The sequence below is a fragment of the Methylotenera versatilis 301 genome, from assembly GCF_000093025.1.
Taxonomy (GTDB): domain Bacteria; phylum Pseudomonadota; class Gammaproteobacteria; order Burkholderiales; family Methylophilaceae; genus Methylotenera; species Methylotenera versatilis.
The window spans coordinates 2,033,792-2,051,499 of sequence record NC_014207.1 but is presented as its reverse complement, the minus strand read 5'-3'; the positions used below and the strand labels follow the sequence as shown (position 1 = coordinate 2,051,499).

The window sequence follows — 17,708 nt, the reverse complement described above, 5'->3', positions numbered from 1 at the left end:
TAATAGTTTGTGCAATACAAAAATAAGTCCTTATTTCTAACCAATACTTAATGTTACACATTACAGTCACAGGGCTAAAAACGACATTCAGCTGATATAGATTCAACATCAATTTATAAATTGCCAAAATCCTGGTCTGTAACGGCTGACTTTAACCAGACTAAAAAACTGCATCTCTCCAAAGCAATCATTCAAAAACTCTCTTACCCCGCTCCAAGCCCACACTCATATATTATTAAAGTGCCCGAAATCGATATTGAGTTAAATTAGCCCTGCAGAATGCAGCATAGCGTCTTCAATTTTCTTTTTGAAATCAATTGCCTCATTATGAATTTTTTTATCTGAATCGCTCTTAAGTTTTGAGTCTTTATTTTTGATTTCTCCAACCGCAAATCCTGCTTCATACGACGCATCACATGTGGCGTCTTTTTTAATACCTTTAGCAGTTGAAAGTCTTGCTGCTAAGTCTGCATAAACATGATGATACTATAAGTTAATTATATGCCTGTTTCTAAGGGATTATTATGATTAAAAATACTTGAATTCTTGGAGGGGATGGCTCTGATCAATATCATAATTTCCTTGTTATTAAAGTGTGTAACGTAAAGCCACAAGCTTTCCACAGTAAAATTACAGCGTATCATAGCAGTCACTGAGAATCGTCACTGCCGACCCAATATAGTCACTCCATCCTGTTTTCAGCGATACTAATCACAACTGGCAGGTAGCTGTCAGTGAAGACAGGACATGCACCTGCGGATTACGAATATTCGACCCTAACACTCGATGTTTTCCGCTTTGGCTTCGAGTCCGCAGGTGCGCTTGGGTTTATTAACGAATACTCAGGGCTCGCCGCACAACCGGCTCGCTATATTGGCTTCGCAAAACCCAGCATGCATGTCCATATTGATAATCTACCACTAGTGGAGATGATTATGAAGACGCAATCTACACATTCTTTTACTGCTTTTATTGGCATTGATTGGGCCGACAAGAAGCATGATTTCTGTTTACTAGCTGCTGGTGCAGAACAACGGGAATTCGGAACCTTTGACCATACGCCTGAAGCCATTGCCTTATGGGCAAAGGCCTTGCATGATCGCTTTGATGGACCAATTGCGATCTGCCTTGAGTTATCCAAAGGCCCCTTGGTTTATGCGCTGCAGCGGTGTCCGTTTCTGGAGATATTTCCAGTACACCCGTCTACACTTGCCAAATACCGAGAAGCCTTCGTCCCCAGCCATGCCAAAGACGACCCAACGGATGCTGAAATGGCACTGGAGATATTGCTGCGTCACCCAGACAAGCTGGATCCTATCCAGTTGCAAAGTTCGCCTATGCGCATCTTGTCCAGACTCGTCGAAGAACGACGTACTTTAGTGAATGACGTGATAAGCATCACCAATCGTTTAACCAACGCACTTAAGCAATACTACCCGCAAGCATTGGACTGGTTCGAGCATAAAGATACCTTGATATTCTGTGACTTTCTGAGCCGCTGGCCAACCCTCAAGCAGGTTAAACAGGCAAGACAATCCACGCTCGAATCATTCTTCCACCAGCACAATGTACGCCGTGCTTATCTCATTGAAAGACGTATTCAGGGGATTCGATCTGCAACTGCGTTGACAGATGACGAAGCCGTGATTCGGCCCTATCAGATGGTCGTACAAGCGATGGTTGAACAATTACGCGCTCTATTACTAGCCATCGACCATTTCGATACTGAAATCGATCAGATTGCTAAAAGCCTGCCAGATTATGATTTGTTTGCCGCTTTACCTGGTGCGGGACATATCATGGCGCCTAGACTATTGGTTGCCTTTGGTGAGGAGCGTGATCGATATACCAATGCAGCGCAGATCCAGCGATATTCTGGTGTCGCGCCAGTGGTCGAGCGCAGCGGTAACAAGTGCTGGGTACATTGGCGTATCGCCTGTCCAACATTTTTAAGACAGACCTTTGTGGAATGGGCAGGTTCTACCATTCCTAGATCGTTCTGGGCTGGCGCTTACTATCAGCAGCAGCGTAACAAAGGCTGTTCTCACCGTGTTGCAGTTCGAGCCTTGGCATTTAAGTGGATTAGAATCCTCTATCGTTGCTGGGAATCAAGAATACCTTATGACGAGTCTATTTATTTAAACTCGCTACGACGCAGAGGTTCACCCTTACTAACAAACCTGTCGGAAAATGCAAAAATAACTTGACGGAGTGACTCAGGGCGCGAAGCGGAAGAACAATTGATCAGAGATGGTCAACTTTGATCGTGATCTCCCAACGGGCATCTGTGAGTGAGTCGCTAGGCATTCAAAATACCTTTGGAGCGTGACCACTCAAGCAACTGAAAGAAGGCTTTTTTACTTTGATAGGTAATAGTCTGCCACTTTTTCCTCACTAATTTCCAAATTTGCAGAGGCCAAATCTTGGGAATAGTTCGGTGTCACTGTGTAATCATGGTAATGATAGCTATCGGTCGTCTGGACAAAGACCAGTTTTCCAACGATATTCTCATAAGAATAAGCGTCATAAATCTCATTTGATATTTCTATGTTTCTGACAAATTCCAAATGCTCTCTTGGGTTCGACTTCATGGATTCTCCTGAATTAGTTTAAATCGCATTCTAGAATTGTTAGGCTATTTTTGGTTATTTATTTTGCTAACTAAATGAGAATTCATTTTACACAACATTATCATTCGTGCAATCTAACACCAATTGCGGGCGTCTGTTATGGGCCGCTAATCGCCAATTTCTCTAAGTGCAAAGTCCGGCCCTGAGTGACTTTTACGACCGTCTACTACTGGGCTTCATAATCACACTTCTTCAAAGCCGACATTGATAATCATCACTGCCGACCCAATGCTGCCACCCAGCATTTTAAAAATATGATTACCAGAATGAAACTAACATCTTAATGCTTAAAACCATACAGATGATTGCAAATATTTTCTTCAAGTTAGCTTCAGGCATATTATGGGAACGGCGAGCTCCATAAGGAGCTGAAATAGCACTAGAAATAGATATTGCCAAAAATGCTGGGATATAAATAAATCCAAAAGTATAGGGTTCATCCATAGTTGCTGCCCAGCCATTAATCATATAACCAATAGTCCCCGTGATGGCTATCGGAAATCCGATCGCGGCAGAAGTGCCAATAGACCTTTTAATATCCACATTCTTATAGCCCAGATACACAACTGTTAGGAAACCACCACCCACAGCAGCCAATGCAGATATAGCGCCGATTCCTAAACCAGACATAATTAATCCAAGCAAGGTTCTTGGTTTATGACTGGGTTTGGGTTGCCATTTAATAAATGTTTGCAATGCTACGAGTGCCATGAATAACGCAAAAAATATTGCGATATATGAGGAGTTAACATGACTAGCGATCTGAGTAGCAATAAAGGCGCCTAATATAATTCCAGGTGTCATACCCTTAACAACATCCCACATAACTGCACCTCGATAAGCGTGTGCTCGAAGGCTTGATGCAGATGAAATAATCATGCAAGCTAAAGACGTTCCTAACGCCAAGTGAACAACGCTATCTGCACTAAATCCTTGGTATATAAAGATTGATGCGAACAGAGGAACAAGTAGCCCACCCCCGCCAACTCCTAGCAAACCTGACATAAATCCTACAAAAGATCCTAAAGCAATATATAAAATAATCCATTCAATATTTAGCATACAAACTCCTTAAACTATTCAAATATCAAACCAACTGAACTGTAAAAATGTTGGATTGATTAATGCATTAAGAGTAGGATAAAAGTTCAAGTCAACTTGAGGTCAAGCTTTATTTGAAATTGGGGAAATATGGATATTGGTGAAGTTGCAAAAGCATCAGGGTTGCCGGCTTCAACCTTAAGATATTATGAAGAAAAAGGTCTAATCAAATCCTATGGTCGGAATGGCTTGCGCAGATTATTCCACGCAAATGTTTTAGAACGGCTGGCATTAATATCATTGGGACGTAATGCTGGATTTTCACTGGAGGAAATTTATGAGATGTTTACTCCAGACGGGCCTGTCATTAACCGAATGCTACTTACAGAAAAAGCCAATGACCTAGACCAAAAAATTAAGGAGATGACTGCTATGCGTGATGGGCTGCTACATGCTGCCGTATGCAAAGCTCCTAACCATTTTGAATGTCCAAAGTTTCTTCGGCTGCTTAGTATTGCTGGTCAAAATCGGGTTAGGCAGCCTAGTAAATTGAAGAAAGGTCTTAAATAACAAGTAAAATTGCTGACCCTGAAAATAGTCACACCCGACCCAGGCTGTGTAAAAACGCAAAAAAATAGTGATATATACGAAATTTACTCGGCGTAAATTTTGATTTACGCTAAAACTTCGTTGATATGTTTTTGTTTTATCCAGATTGAAACGCAAACACTTTAACAAAAGCAAAGGTAAATGACCCCTAGGCCACCATTGCTTCCATTAGCGCCAAGGTTCCCATTAGTTTTATGACTCTTTTCATGTTGTAAGCTAGGATGTGTAAGCTCATTTCTGTACTAACCCGCGGTAGCGTCTTGGTTAAGAAATGGGTGTAACCCATCCATGACTTTAAGGTGCCAAAGGGATGTTCAACGGTTTGACGTCGGATACGCATCATTTCAGGCTGAAGCTCTAGGCGTGTGTGCATGGCATCAATGACGCCTTCATGCTCCCAGCGGGTGATTCGCCTTTCTTTACTCGGCGTACACTGAGGTTTCATTGCGCAGTGTTGACATTGTGAACTCCAATAGCGATGCAGATTTAGACCATGCTCCATCGTTGCCATACGAAATGGGAGACGTTGTCCGGCGGGACATTGGTATTCATTGTCCTTAACAATAAAGATGAAATCTTCCTTGCCAAATCTCCCTTCTGCTTTGGCACCAGAAGTCATTGGCTTGGGTACGAATGGGGTCGCACCAGCCTGTTCACATTCAAGAATCTGCTCGCCACTGAAGTAGCCGCGATCAGCGACCACATTTAAATGATTGCATTCCATCGCTTGCGTTGCTTGTGCTGCCATATTGGCTAACTGACTTCTGTCATGACCCACATTGGTAACCTCGTGTGCAACGATGAGGTGATTCTTGGTATCGACTGCAGTCTGCACGTTGTAGCCCACCATGCCGCTACCGCGACCACTGGTGGCCATGGACCTTGCATCGGGATCAGTCAAAGAAATTTGCTTGTCGGGCGTTTCTTGCAACTGGGCCTCAATAGCATTCAGTTGCATCATCTGTTGTTTGAGCATCGCAATCTTATCTTTAAGTCGGGCAGTCTTGGCTTCGACAATATCCGGTTGTGCTCTGTCCGCAGTTTCAAGCGCAGATAAATAACGTTCTATGCTGGTTTCAACTTGCTGTCTGCGTCTTTTGATTTTGTTCGCTGTATAGTTGCGGTCACGGTTGTTAACGGCTTTGAATTTACTACCGTCGATAGCCACCATGGCTTCTGAGAATAGATTGAGTTGACGACACAGCAAAACGAATTGACTACATACTTTACGAATGGCTGCGCCATTGTCTTTGCGGAAATTTGCGATGGTCTTGAAGTCTGGCATCAGGCGACCTGTGAGCCAGATCAGCTCTAGGTTGCGTTGCGTTTCACGCTCTAGGCGTCGACTGGATTGGATGCGGTTGAGGTAGCCGTAGATATAAAGCTTAAGAAGTACTGAGGGATGGTAAGCGGGTCGTCCAGTGACACTTGGATCAACACCTTCAAACCCTAATTGGCTGAGGTCAAGTTGCTCGACAAAGACATCCACTACACGAACCGGATTATCTTCAGTCACATAATCGTCCAGCTGTTCCGGTAGCAACATACCTTGGGTTCGGTCTTCACTTTGAATGAATCGCTTCATCTATATGCTCCAACAAATGCCGTTGCATAATTATATCAAATGGCGCGTTTTTACACAGCCTGGACCCATTGCGGAAGTTCGCTAACTAGGAACGTATGCCATAAACATACCAAGATCGGATACTTGAAGCATTAGACTTCATACTGCCATTTGATCGTAAGAGTTAACGAAGCTAATGCTCATTTCCCAAATAATCCAATTCCAAGAAACTTTTAATAAAAACGCTAATCACACACAAATTACATTTGTTACAATGTAATTTGTACAAATGTTTTATATAATTATCACTATTTAAACTAAAGGAAATTAAAAATGAAGAAAATATTAGTGCCTTTGTTACTTGCTGGCATGATCTCCGCGTGTGCTGGTTCGCATGTAAAGGAAGCCCCAAGTAATGTAGCGAAGATGCCAGTAGCAAGTCCAAAGCAAGCCGAACCTGAAAGTCCTCCACCAGCAGTTACATCATCTGCTCCTGAGAATAAGATAGAAGTTAATCCCTTAACGGATCCTAATAACATCCTCTCTAAACGTAGTGTTTACTTTGATTTCGATAAGTATGTAGTTAAGCCAGAATACAGAACATTACTTGAAGCGCATGCTAAATACCTACTGAGCCATCCTGAAAAAAGTATCCGCATTGAAGGCAATGCCGATGATAGAGGCAGTCGTGAATACAATCTCGCATTAGGTCAAAAACGTGCAGTTGCGGTCAAGAGCCTCGCAAATTTATTAGGCGTGCCGGACAAACAAATTGAAACCATCAGTTATGGTGAGGAAAAGCCTAAGGCAACCGGCGAAGATGAAACCTCTTGGGCCGAAAATCGTAGGGCTGACATTGTTTATTCAGGCGAATAATTTTTATGTAATAGTTTATAGCTGATAACGATGCAATCAATACAAGAGATTCTGTTAACTATAAGGTCTGTTAAATTGACAGACCTTGATTCTTGGCGAGAGCGACTTGTTGTTTGGGTCGCCGCGATGACGGCTGGGTTTATAGTTGTGATGTTCGCAAAGGCCGCGGAATATGCTACTAGCTTCTTTTTCTCATTGCAAAAAACCAGCTGGTGGTTACCGCTAGTAGTGACCCCAGCTGGAGGAATGCTGATTGTCTGGATAACCAATCGCTGGTTTTTAGGCGCAGGTGGTAGTGGCATTCCACAAACCATAGCCGCTTTGCAGGATAAAGGTAGTAGAAGCGAGCATCCTAAACTGATAGGACTTAAATTGGCATTTGGAAAGATCTTTCTTGGTGTTGGTGCACTGGCAGCAGGTTTCTCATCTGGCAGAGAAGGACCCTCTGTTCAGGTTGCAGCTAGTGTCATGCATGCTTTTAGACGCTTTCTTCCTTCTGGATTTTCAGTACACCCAAAGCACCTTATTCTGGCTGGTGGCGCTGCAGGAATTTCGGCTGCCTTTAACACCCCGCTTGCAGGTATTGTTTTCGCAATTGAGGAACTTGGACGTCATTTTGAACAAAAAACCAATGGGGTAATCATTACCGCGATCGTATTGTCCGGTTTGGTATCAATGTCCTTAGAAGGTAACTACACCTATTTTGGGCATATCACTGTAGGGAAAATTGACAAAGATATCATCGCACCTATTATCGTTTGCGGTTTGGTCTGCGGTGTATTGGGTGGTATATTCAGCAGGACACTCATCGAGTCATCCACTAGAATGAACGGCAAGCTCGGGGTATTTCGCGCGCTTCATCCACTTTGGTGGGCGGGTTTCTGTGGTGTGCTAGTTGCTTTGTTGGGTGCTATAAGTGATGGTGCGGCCCATGGTTCAGGTTACATTTTTACGCAAAACATTCTTAATGGAACTAATACATCAACATGGCAATATGCACCTATAAAATATCTTGCCACTATATTCACGTATCTAAGCGGAGTGCCTGGTGGAATATTTGCGCCATCACTTTCTATTGGTGCTGGGATCGGCAATGATATGTTGCCATTGTTTGGGCATTATCATGCAGCTACTGCGATAAGTGTACTTTGTATGGCTGGGTTTTTGGCAGCGGTAACGCAAGCACCTCTCACTTCATTTATTATCGTCATGGAAATGATAGATGGGCATGAAATGGTGATTAGCCTAATGGCAATCTCGCTAATCGCGGCCATTATTTCAAGAATATTCAGCACACCTTTATACTCGACCCTTGCTGACAAGCAAATTTCAAGCATCACAAATGACAATCAAAAACCACAAACTAATATGGAGTGATATTGCTACAATCGAGAATAGTTTGAACACACTGATACTTCTAAAAGTGAAATTATTATGATGCCCTTAAGTAACATTAATATAAAGTCTCCTGAGTCCGCTTTGGAAACGCTCAAGTTATTTCGTATTATCTTCAAATCTGCTACCCGTCACTTCCATGAAATTGAAAAAATTGCAGGTATTGGTGGTGCCTCGTTATGGGCAATGGCTGAAATTGCAGAAAATGATAATTTGACAGTAACTGGATTAGCCAAAGCTATGTCCGTGCATCAGTCAACCGCAAGTAATCTTATTGAAAAGCTTGAAACTGGTGGGAATGTTATACGTACGCGTAGTGTAGAGGACCGGCGGTTAGTCAATCTATCGTTGACAGACCTGGGGCGTGAAGTCATGGCTAAGGCACCTCCACCTTACCGAGGCATTCTTCCTGATGCGCTAATGCGGCTTAGTCCAGAATCTTTATTGGAATTGAATCGTCATTTGACTGAACTAGTTTCAAATATGGAGCTTAAGCATGACAGCAGTGCATTTGAGCCACTTGGCGGAGCATAAAGAACGTATGCCAACTAAAGGGAACATCCCTTATAGGACAGTCAGACTATGTGGATTGGGACTTGCCTTAAAAGTAGTACTTTAAATGTAACAGATGAAGGTCACTTATGGGCCCTAAGTGAAGTTTATGGCGGTCTGCTTTTGGGCTTGATAATCGCATTTCTTCAAAGCCGCCACTGAAAATCTTCACTCCCGACCCAAAGCTGCCTGATGAGTACTTATTTCACTTGTTTGCCTTGGTATATGCTATGCGTACATTTCAGTTGCCAAAAAATATTTTTGTCACCGACCATCGCTAAATAACGTCAGTTTTGAATGCAAATCTACACTTTCCATAAAAGTCGAACAATATTGAATAAAATAGATTGTGTAATATTTAATTGTGTGCAATTATTCTGTCATGAAATGTACTTCAAACTCTCCTTTAGCCGGATTGCCGGATGACTTACTGCTAAGTCTCGATCAGCAACTATGTTTTGCGCTCTACTCGGCATCGCTCAGCATGACCAAGGTTTACAAGCCTTTGCTAGCGCAGTTCAAGCTGACCTACCCGCAATATCTAGTACTGCTTGTGCTTTGGGAGCAGGACGCACTCACCGTGAATACTCTGGGGCAACGCCTATTTCTGGATTCTGGCACATTGACGCCTTTACTAAAGCGCTTGGAAAAGGTGGGTTTTATCTCAAAGCAAAGAGCGCTCGATGACGAACGGCGAGTGATTGTGACGCTGACATCGGCAGGCAAAAAGCTGCGTGACCAAGCATTGCAAGTCCCGATTCAGGTTTCTTGCAATACCGGCTGCTCATTGCCTGAAATGCGAGCACTGCATCATCAGTTGATCAAGCTCAGAATTTCGCTGGGAAAACATTAAACCCTGCAAACATTTAAACCCTTAATTTAACAATATTTTTACTGAGGTTAGCTATGGATATAAAAACTTATGGATTGCAACCGCTCGATTTTAATCTGGCGGATCAGGAATCAGATGAATCGGTCACTGTAAGTTCTGGAGGATTGTCGCGCCGCGCCTTTATGATGACATCGCTGGCCGTGGGCTTTGCCATTGCCTCCAAGCCGGTACTGGCCCAAGCCATTAATACAGATACGCATGGCTTAGTGGCGGGAGAGGTTAGTGTGCCGGTTACGGATGGTCACATCCCCGCCTACCGTGCCATGCCCAGCGCTGGCAAAGATTTCCCGGTCATTTTGGTAATCCAAGAAATCTTTGGCGTACATGAGCATATCAAGGATATGTGCAGGCGCTTCGCCAAACTGGGCTACATGGCGATTGCCCCCGAGCTGTTTGCGCGCCAGGGCGATGTGTCACAAATGACGGATGTAGGAGAAATATTAAGCAAAGTTGTCAGCAAGGTTCCCGATGCGCAGGTGCTTGCCGACCTTGATGCAACTGTGGCTTATGTGAAATCCACCGGCAAGGGCGACCTAGCTAAACTGGGCACCGTAGGTTATTGCTGGGGTGGCCGTGCTGTGTGGTTATACGCCGTGCATAATCCATCGGTTAAAGCGGCAGTTGCTTATTATGGCCTGCTCAACGGCATGAAATCCGAGATAAAGGCTAATGATCCTATTGATATTGCGCAGACATTGAAAGTGCCTGTGCTGGGACTTTATGCAAGCATAGATGCGTTTATAAAACCTGAGATCATTGAACAAATGCAGGCTGGGCTGGAAAAGTCAGGCAGCGGTTCAGAAATCGTGGTATTCCCCAATGTGAATCATGGCTTCAATGCAGACTATCGCCCAACTTATAACAAAACCGCAGCGCAATACGCTTGGAAGCTGACACAAGATTGGTTGAAAAACCACGGCGTTTAACTTTCTTTCTACTTATCAATCTAAGGACTTAATCATGGCTCTGGAAAAAATTATTTATACCGCCCACGCGATGGCCAGCGGGGGTCGCGACGGCATTGTGAAATCTGATGACGGTAAGCTCGATGTCAAACTTAATCCACCCAAGGAAATGGGCGGCAACGGTAATGGCACTAATCCAGAGCAGCTATTCGCTGCGGGTTATGCCTCATGCTTCATAGGTGCCTTAAAGTTTGTCGCAGGCACGCAAAAAGTTGTCTTGCCTGCTGATACATCTATCAATGCCAGTGTGGATTTCGGAACGCGCACGAATGGGGCCAAAGGTTTTAATGTTGATGTTGCCCTGAGCATCAGCGTACCTGGCATGGACCGCGCTAAAGCCGAAGCCCTGATCCATGAAGCGCACGAAGTCTGTCCATATTCCAATGCTACCCGCGGCAATATTGACGTTACACTTATCTTAGGATGATTCTCAACATGAATACTAAACTACGTCTGTATACCTCGCCCTCGGCATTTCCCAACCCGCAGCGCCTGCGTTTGTTCATCCACGAGAAGGGCATTAACCAACACATCGAAGAAGTCATTTATGATATGGCGCCAGGCGGTGAACAGCGTAAATGGCCGCACCTGAAAATGAATCCATGGGGCGAAACGCCGACCCTGGCACTAGGTGACGGTACATTCTTATCAGAATCCAGCGGGATTGCCAGATATCTGGATCATTTGTTTCCGGGTCGCAAAATAATGGGTGAAACGCCTTTGGAGCAGGGCCAGGATGACATGTGGGATAACCGTATTTTTGTGCATATCCTGTACCGTATCGTCACCATGTTCCATGTGATGCATCAAGGGCTGGGGCTGAAGATAGAACTTACCAGCAACCCGCAATGGGGCGAACATTGCCGCAAAGAAGCATTGGCGCATGCCAGCCTGGTTAATCAGCATCTGGCCGATGGTCGCGAATGGCTGCTAGGCGGCAAGGAGCCAACTTTTGCTGACATTACCTTGTGCACGGCCATTGCATTTTCCAAATTTCCGACCAATCAAACGCCGCTCGATGAGCGTTTTGAGTACCTCGATTATTTTTGGCGCAGATGGCAAGCCCGTGAAAGTTTCAAAGCCGCCTATGCAGACGGCAATAGCGGCTAAACAGTCAGCACAATCTTGCCGGTCTGCTGATTGGATTCCATATAGCGGTGTGCTTCGACAATCTGCGCCAGTGGAAAGGTTTTGACCACCAGCGGTTACAGCTTGCCTTCAGCCAAACCTTGTACAATGAACGCTTTGGCGCTTGCTATGCGTTCAGGATGAGTGCTGATTTCAAACAGGGTATACCCGCGTGGTTATACTAAAATATTTAATTAGTTGTAAATTCAGATAATCTGCTAATGCCCGCTTAGGGCCCTTTTCTGCCTGTTGAACTACAAATTTGGTTGCCACAAAGCAGACCATTCATATTAAACATTTAATCATTAATTTGAGAAATTATTTGAAGTTGTATCTTTCTGTTATTGCGATACCAATTACTTTTTAAACTATAAACAAAACTCAAATTACTCCCAATAGTAAACAGCACTTCATCACCACTTTGAACTGCATTGAACCAAATCGCATCTTTAGAATTCAAGCCATCATACAGCGACAATTTTAAATGGCTACCATCTCCAAGTTTCTTAATGCTTCTAACTTCAAACTTACCCTTAAAAGTTGGATAGGGGAAATCTCGACCCCAAGGCTCTAATTTATCCAGCTCACTTAACACATCAAAATCATTGACTCCTAGTGGCAACTCTCCATCAACCCAAATCGTAGGCTTTAATTCTTTATCACCAATTTGAGCTTGAACTGCTTCTTCATAAGCAATTACAAAATCATCAAATGAATCAATTAAAATTGAGCCTCCCCCAGCCCCCACATGGCCGCCATGACTTAGCAATAGTTCAGGATACTTATCACCAACATAGGAGAGTGCTTCTTTCACATTAAATCCTGGTATACCTCGAAACGAACCAGATGCTAACTTAACTTCATCTCTAGAGGTCGAGTTTTTCACACCTGCCCCCTTCGGAGAAAATATTGCTGCAGGTTTTCCAAAAGCTTCAACTAATCTACTTGCAGTAATCCCATGCACCCCACTGTGACCATCTTCAAAAAATAAAACAATGGATTGCCCTAGCTTTTTACATGCCTCAGGAATAGCTTTCTCCCTTAATTTTTTTTCAATATCTTTTCGTAAGGCATTTTCATGCTGCAACTCTATCCAATATTTTTGAGCATCTTGCGTAGTCTTGGATATTAAAAATTTAAATCCAATCTCAGCCCAATCTAATCTCCCTGCGGCCGCTACTGCAGGAGCGAGTCTAAAGCCTATAGTTTCGGCATCGACTGGCCCTTGCAAATCAGAACTAAAGACTTCCCAGCAAGGCCGTGATTTACTATTTATTAATTGCAAACCACGTTTCACAAATGTTCTATTTGTTGAAGCTTTGCTTGGTTTCATTGATACGCAGTCTGCAATAGTTGCAACTGCGACATAATCCAAAAGGGGTGCTATGCTTGGAATATGGTTTCTAACTCCAGCTTGAATCAATGCTGTTCGAACTTTTGCCATTGTTAAAAAAGCCACCCCAGCGCCACATACATGCTTGTCGTAGCTCGAATCAACCCTAATTGGGTTAACAACGGCAATGGCTGACTTAGGGGGGCCATTAGCACCAATTTCATGGTGGTCAGTAACAATTACATCAATTCCAGCTTCGGCTATTTTTTTAATTCTTGGCTCATCACTGCTACCTTTATCTGCGGATATTACTAAGCCAGGCTTTAAATCAATAATTCTTTGAGCAACTGGTTCTGTAATTCCATAACCCTCTGTTAAACGATGGCTAGTGACTACGTTAACTAAAGTGTCTTTGACTTTGAAAAAATCAATGAGCGCAGACCATAAAACAGCAGCTGATCCAGTACCATCCATATCATGATCACATACGAGGGTGATTTTCTCTTCATCGTTAATTGCTCGTACAATTCTACTGACTGCGATATCCATGTCAGGGATAGCAGATGGATCCTCAACATCGGTAAGGTCGTTAGAATAGAGTGAATTAAACCCCATAGGCTTATCTAATCTTGAGGACAGAATTTTAGCCAGCCAATCTGGTGATCCACTTTCAATCAATGTGGCAATAACGGCATCATCACTTTCACGAAATTTAAATATAGGTTTTGGTGGCTTTAGCATTTTTGTACTCAGAGTACTTTTTGAGGAGATATTGGTTATAACGTTTTAATAGAAACTGTTGTGCTCTTTTATATTTTGGATAATTATCGGCATCATGAAATCGAGATTTTGATGCTTAATCTTTACTATAAAATTAAGTATCCAATTCTATATTAAGATAGGTAATTCCATAGAGTAATATATAGGTATTGATATTTATGAATTTGTAAATAAATCTGAAGAATTGCTGAGATGTTTACAAAACAAGTAAATATGGCGATATTTTATGATAAATTTATGTGGTGTTTATTTATGTGACCATTTAAATATATGGGTATGAAGGCAATCAATTAATTAAACAAAGGATTTTATTTACATTTTTCTTCCACAGAGCAATCACCATTTGCCAGGACAAGTCACACCAAAGGCCGCTTGTATTATTAACCCTAATCAACATGGTTGTAGTTTTCCCAGCAAGAATCTGGCCGGCGTAGGCGTCATGTTTTATTGCTTACTCGGTTTACGTGCTGAAATGCGAGAGCGTGGTCTTTTTGCAGAAAAGCCAGAGCCAAATTTAACGGAATTGCTCGATTTAGTTGCATTGGGTACAGTGGCAGATTTGGTGAAGCTTGATGACAATAATCGCATTCTAGTGGAGCAAGGTTTACGCAGAATCCGGGCGGGCGCTTGTTCGCAAGGTATATTGGCTTTATTAAGAGTTGCAGGCCGTCAGCCGCAAAGTACCAATGCACAAGATTTAGGTTTTTATGTAGGCCCTCGCTTGAACGCCGCTGGCAGGCTGGATGATATGACCTTGGGCATACAATGTTTACTCGCTGAATCTGAACTTGAAGCCACAACTATTGCACAGCGATTGCAAGATTTAAACGTGCATCGCCGTAGCATAGAAGCTGACATGCAAGATGGCGCAAGCCTATCGTTGGAAGAGATTAATATCGATAATCAATTTGCCATCAGCATTTATCAGGAAGATTGGCACCAAGGTGTCATTGGTATTTTGGCATCGCGCATTAAAGAGCGCTATCATCGCCCTGTGATTGCCTTCGCTAATGCTGGCGATGGCTTGCTTAAAGGGTCGGGTCGATCTATTGCTAGTTTGCATTTACGCGATGCGCTTGATTTGCTCAGCAAACATCAACCGGATTTAATTTTAAAGTTTGGCGGCCATGCCATGGCGGCAGGCCTCACTATTAAACAGGCTGATTTTGAATTGTTCAACCAAAGCTTTGAAGCTGTAGTGAAAAGCTTGATTACTGAAGCCGATTTGGAATCAGTGCTAGAGGTGGATGGTAATTTGAGTAAAAGCGAAATGACCTTCGCAACCGCACAAGCGCTGGAAAACCAAGTGTGGGGACAGGGGTTTGCTCCACCGTTGTTTTATGATGAATTTGAAGTGCTGAATCAGCGCTTATTGGGAGAAAAACACCTTAAACTTAGCCTGAAAAAAGATGCAAGCGTCATCGATGCGATTTACTTTAATCACGCCGAGTTTTTACCAGACGAGATTCAAGCCGCCTATCAGTTGCAAACCAATAGTTATAACGGTACACAAAAAGTGCAGTTGAATTTGCGTTATGTAGTAGTGCGAGACTAATTAATCGTCGCTTTTTTCTTTTAACTTATCAAGATTAACGGCATATTCGAGATGCTCTTTCTTCAAATGAGAGACCCACCAATTTTTTAAAAACTTAAGCAGTATAAAAGGATCTTTATAATCGATAGCTTCTTGGGCGGCAGCATCTACATCTTTTATGAATTGCTTTTGAGCCATAATGTGCTTATGTAGCTCTGGATATCCAGCTTTGGCCAATATTCCTTCTTCAGTTTTAAAGTGAAAGCTAGAGTAACTTTTAATAATATTAAGAGTCGGCGCAAGTGCAGAAAGCCCCCAGCCCTCTTGGATGAAATAGTAGAGTGAGTTAATGGTGGCAACAATCGCGTGATGTTGTTCATCAATAATGGGAACTCCTATATCATCATCTGGTTTCCAAACAATATAAAGTACATTCATCATAAAATACTCCTGCCTCTTAAGTTATACGGCTCTAGTTTTGTCTTAGGTACTTGTAGTCGTATAAAATATCTTCAATACAGATTGAGTAAATTTTATGGCTAAGTTTATGACTATAATAGCTTACGCATTTACAAGCTTACTGCTAATGAAAGCTCAATAAGTTAGTTAGTTTTACTTTTGGCCACCAAGTAGAGTTATGGATTTATCGTAAACTGTAGGAATTCATATTATCAAAACAATACAATCTAACCCGCATTTGTTAATACAAAGTATGCTTGTAAGCGCTTTGCCAGCACGTCATGCTGATGCGCATAAAGGCACATTTGGCAGTCTGGCGATTGTTGGTGGTGACACTGGCATGGTCGGCGCTGTGCTTTTGTCAGCAAGAGCTGCCTTATTGAGCGGTGCGGGGCGTGTGTATGCAGCTTGTTTATCAAACAACACGCCTAGTGTGGATATATTGCACCCAGAAATCATGTTTCGTAAACCTACTGACTTAACCAATTTAGCGCAATTGGACTGTGTTGTGATTGGCCCCGGTCTTGGTCAATCGCAAGCAGCAATTGAGTTGCTGGAATTCTGGTTGAGTCAAGATTTAAAGATGTTGATAGATGCAGATGCACTTAATTTAATTGCCAAGCACCCACACTTAACTGCAATTTGCAAAAATCGTTGCGCTGACACCGTCATTACACCTCACGCAGGAGAGGCCGCTAGATTGCTAAAAATCACTACTGAAGACATTCAGCAAAACCGAACTGAAAGCGCACTTACCTTAGCTCATAACTTGCATGTCACTTGTGTGCTTAAAGGCGCCAAAACCTTGGTTGCGCACGATGATGGCAATTATTTTATTAATACTACAGGTAATGTTGGCCTGGCTAGTGGAGGTACCGGTGATGTACTTAGTGGCATTATTGGTAGTCTTTTAGCGCAGGGTTTAAGCGGTCTAGACGCCGCTAAACTTGGTGTTTTTGTACACGGTGCGGCAGCTGATGCTCTGGTTGCAAAAGGTATGGGCCCTGCAGGGCTTTCTGCATCAGAGGTGGCGATTGAGGCGCGCAATATCATTAATCAGCTAAGTTCATATACTACCTAGTTAAACCTATTGTCGTTAAACGATGACTATCCACAATTAAAAATGTAAAATCACGCCTGTCAATATCAACTAAGGTTAGCATGGGTAAAAAATTAGTCGTTGCCAATTGGAAAATGCATGGCAATCTGGCAGAAAATAAGCTGTTATTTCAAGCTTATATTGATCAGCTATCCTCCCTAAAAAATACCGATGTTGTCGTTTGTGTGCCATATCCTTATTTAGCTCAAGCGCAATCCATGCTGCAAAATACCAATATCGCTTGGGGTGCGCAAAACCTAAGTAAAGATGCAGTAGGTGCGCACACAGGTGAAGTGAGTGCCGCAATGATTAAAGACTTTGGTGCAAGTTATGTGATTATTGGTCATTCGGAACGTGCAACAGCCTATTGTGAATCAGATGAAAATATCGCCACTAAATTCGTGCAAGCGCAAGCACATGGTTTAATTCCTATTCTGTGTGTAGGTGAAACCTTGATTGAGCGCGAAGCAGGCGTCATGCAAATGGTGGTAGGCAAACAATTAGATACCATTATCAATACATATGGCGCAGCCGTATTTGCTAATTCGGTGGTTTCATATGAACCAATTTGGGCGATTGGCACAGGTTTAGCCGCAAGCTCTGACCAAGCGCAAAGCATGCACGAATTTATTCGCGGTAAGGTTGCTGTGCTGGATAAAACGGCCGCAACAAGCATGAAAATCCTCTATGGGGGCAGCGTAAACCCGCAAAATGCGGTACAATTATTCGCTATGCAAGATATAGACGGTGGTCTTATCGGTAAGTGCTCATTAAATGCACAAGAATTTGAACGAATATGTTGCGCTGCGGCCTGAAAAAGGCAGAGTAGATTGCTGCAGGATGTTCTTCGG

Annotated in this window: 17 protein-coding genes and 1 pseudogene; 12 read left to right on the top strand and 6 right to left on the bottom strand. The window is 43.0% G+C overall.

Going from position 1 to position 17,708, the window contains the following annotated elements; genetic code table 11:
- The first annotated feature begins 935 nt into the window (after positions 1–935).
- Positions 936–2,207 (top strand): IS110 family RNA-guided transposase, encoded by a 1,272-nt coding sequence (locus M301_RS09245; RefSeq protein ID WP_041360024.1) that lies wholly within the window; start codon positions 936–938, stop codon positions 2,205–2,207.
- A gap of 150 nt (positions 2,208–2,357) precedes the next feature.
- Here M301_RS09245 and M301_RS09240 read toward each other — a convergent pair whose 3' ends face one another.
- On the bottom strand, positions 2,358–2,591 hold the full coding sequence (locus tag M301_RS09240) for a hypothetical protein (protein ID WP_013148507.1): 234 nt from the start codon (positions 2,589–2,591) through the stop codon (positions 2,358–2,360).
- A 297-nt stretch (positions 2,592–2,888) separates the two neighbouring features.
- Positions 2,889–3,692 carry a sulfite exporter TauE/SafE family protein gene (locus tag M301_RS09235; protein ID WP_013148506.1) on the bottom strand — a complete coding sequence of 268 codons (804 nt, stop codon included), beginning with the start codon at positions 3,690–3,692 and terminating at the stop codon, positions 2,889–2,891.
- A gap of 129 nt (positions 3,693–3,821) precedes the next feature.
- On the opposite strand from M301_RS09235, the gene M301_RS09230 reads away from it, so the two are divergent.
- Positions 3,822–4,241 carry a helix-turn-helix domain-containing protein gene (locus M301_RS09230; protein ID WP_013148505.1) on the top strand — a complete coding sequence of 140 codons (420 nt, stop codon included), beginning with the start codon at positions 3,822–3,824 and terminating at the stop codon, positions 4,239–4,241.
- A 187-nt stretch (positions 4,242–4,428) separates the two neighbouring features.
- Here M301_RS09230 and M301_RS09225 read toward each other — a convergent pair whose 3' ends face one another.
- Positions 4,429–5,865 carry an IS1182 family transposase gene (locus tag M301_RS09225; protein ID WP_013148504.1) on the bottom strand — a complete coding sequence of 479 codons (1,437 nt, stop codon included), beginning with the start codon at positions 5,863–5,865 and terminating at the stop codon, positions 4,429–4,431.
- Between the two features lie 312 nt (positions 5,866–6,177).
- Between M301_RS09225 and pal the strand changes: the two genes are divergently transcribed.
- From pal to M301_RS09190, 7 genes are all read left to right on the top strand, one after another.
- Positions 6,178–6,720, top strand: a complete 543-nt coding sequence (gene pal, locus M301_RS09220; RefSeq protein ID WP_013148503.1) for a peptidoglycan-associated lipoprotein Pal — start codon at positions 6,178–6,180, stop codon at positions 6,718–6,720.
- A 75-nt stretch (positions 6,721–6,795) separates the two neighbouring features.
- Positions 6,796–8,097: a chloride channel protein gene (locus M301_RS09215; RefSeq protein WP_238524629.1), complete on the top strand. Its 1,302-nt coding sequence runs from the start codon at positions 6,796–6,798 to the stop codon at positions 8,095–8,097.
- Between the two features lie 57 nt (positions 8,098–8,154).
- Positions 8,155–8,649: a MarR family winged helix-turn-helix transcriptional regulator gene (locus M301_RS09210; protein ID WP_013148501.1), complete on the top strand. Its 495-nt coding sequence runs from the start codon at positions 8,155–8,157 to the stop codon at positions 8,647–8,649.
- A 502-nt stretch (positions 8,650–9,151) separates the two neighbouring features.
- Positions 9,152–9,520 (top strand): MarR family winged helix-turn-helix transcriptional regulator, encoded by a 369-nt coding sequence (locus M301_RS09205; RefSeq protein WP_274377044.1) that lies wholly within the window; start codon positions 9,152–9,154, stop codon positions 9,518–9,520.
- 53 nt (positions 9,521–9,573) lie between these two features.
- Positions 9,574–10,485: a dienelactone hydrolase family protein gene (locus M301_RS09200; RefSeq protein ID WP_013148499.1), complete on the top strand. Its 912-nt coding sequence runs from the start codon at positions 9,574–9,576 to the stop codon at positions 10,483–10,485.
- A 34-nt stretch (positions 10,486–10,519) separates the two neighbouring features.
- The gene (locus M301_RS09195; protein ID WP_013148498.1) at positions 10,520–10,951 is read left to right on the top strand and encodes an organic hydroperoxide resistance protein; all 432 of its coding nucleotides are present in this window, start codon (positions 10,520–10,522) and stop codon (positions 10,949–10,951) included.
- Positions 10,952–10,959: 8 nt separating this feature from the next.
- Entirely contained in the window at positions 10,960–11,634 is a 675-nt protein-coding gene (locus tag M301_RS09190) for a glutathione S-transferase family protein (RefSeq protein WP_013148497.1), read from the top strand.
- On the opposite strand, the gene M301_RS14815 is transcribed toward M301_RS09190, so the two are convergent.
- Positions 11,631–11,723 (bottom strand): zinc-binding dehydrogenase, encoded by a 93-nt coding sequence (locus tag M301_RS14815; protein WP_202943933.1) that lies wholly within the window; start codon positions 11,721–11,723, stop codon positions 11,631–11,633. The genes M301_RS09190 and M301_RS14815 overlap by 4 nt on opposite strands.
- A 227-nt stretch (positions 11,724–11,950) precedes the next feature.
- On the bottom strand, positions 11,951–13,726 hold the full coding sequence (locus tag M301_RS09185; protein ID WP_013148496.1) for a single-stranded-DNA-specific exonuclease RecJ: 1,776 nt from the start codon (positions 13,724–13,726) through the stop codon (positions 11,951–11,953).
- A 370-nt stretch (positions 13,727–14,096) separates the two neighbouring features.
- On the opposite strand from M301_RS09185, the pseudogene M301_RS09180 reads away from it, so the two are divergent.
- Positions 14,097–15,320, top strand: a pseudogene (locus M301_RS09180) (single-stranded-DNA-specific exonuclease RecJ); the annotation flags it as partial.
- Here M301_RS09180 and M301_RS09175 read toward each other — a convergent pair.
- The gene (locus M301_RS09175; protein WP_013148494.1) at positions 15,321–15,740 is read right to left on the bottom strand and encodes a bacteriohemerythrin; all 420 of its coding nucleotides are present in this window, start codon (positions 15,738–15,740) and stop codon (positions 15,321–15,323) included.
- A gap of 271 nt (positions 15,741–16,011) precedes the next feature.
- Here M301_RS09175 and M301_RS09170 point away from each other — a divergent pair, with 271 nt between their 5' ends.
- Positions 16,012–16,839: an NAD(P)H-hydrate dehydratase gene (locus M301_RS09170; RefSeq protein WP_049769966.1), complete on the top strand. Its 828-nt coding sequence runs from the start codon at positions 16,012–16,014 to the stop codon at positions 16,837–16,839.
- A gap of 80 nt (positions 16,840–16,919) precedes the next feature.
- Positions 16,920–17,672: a triose-phosphate isomerase gene (gene tpiA, locus M301_RS09165; protein WP_013148492.1), complete on the top strand. Its 753-nt coding sequence runs from the start codon at positions 16,920–16,922 to the stop codon at positions 17,670–17,672.
- Positions 17,673–17,708: the final 36 nt, after the last annotated feature.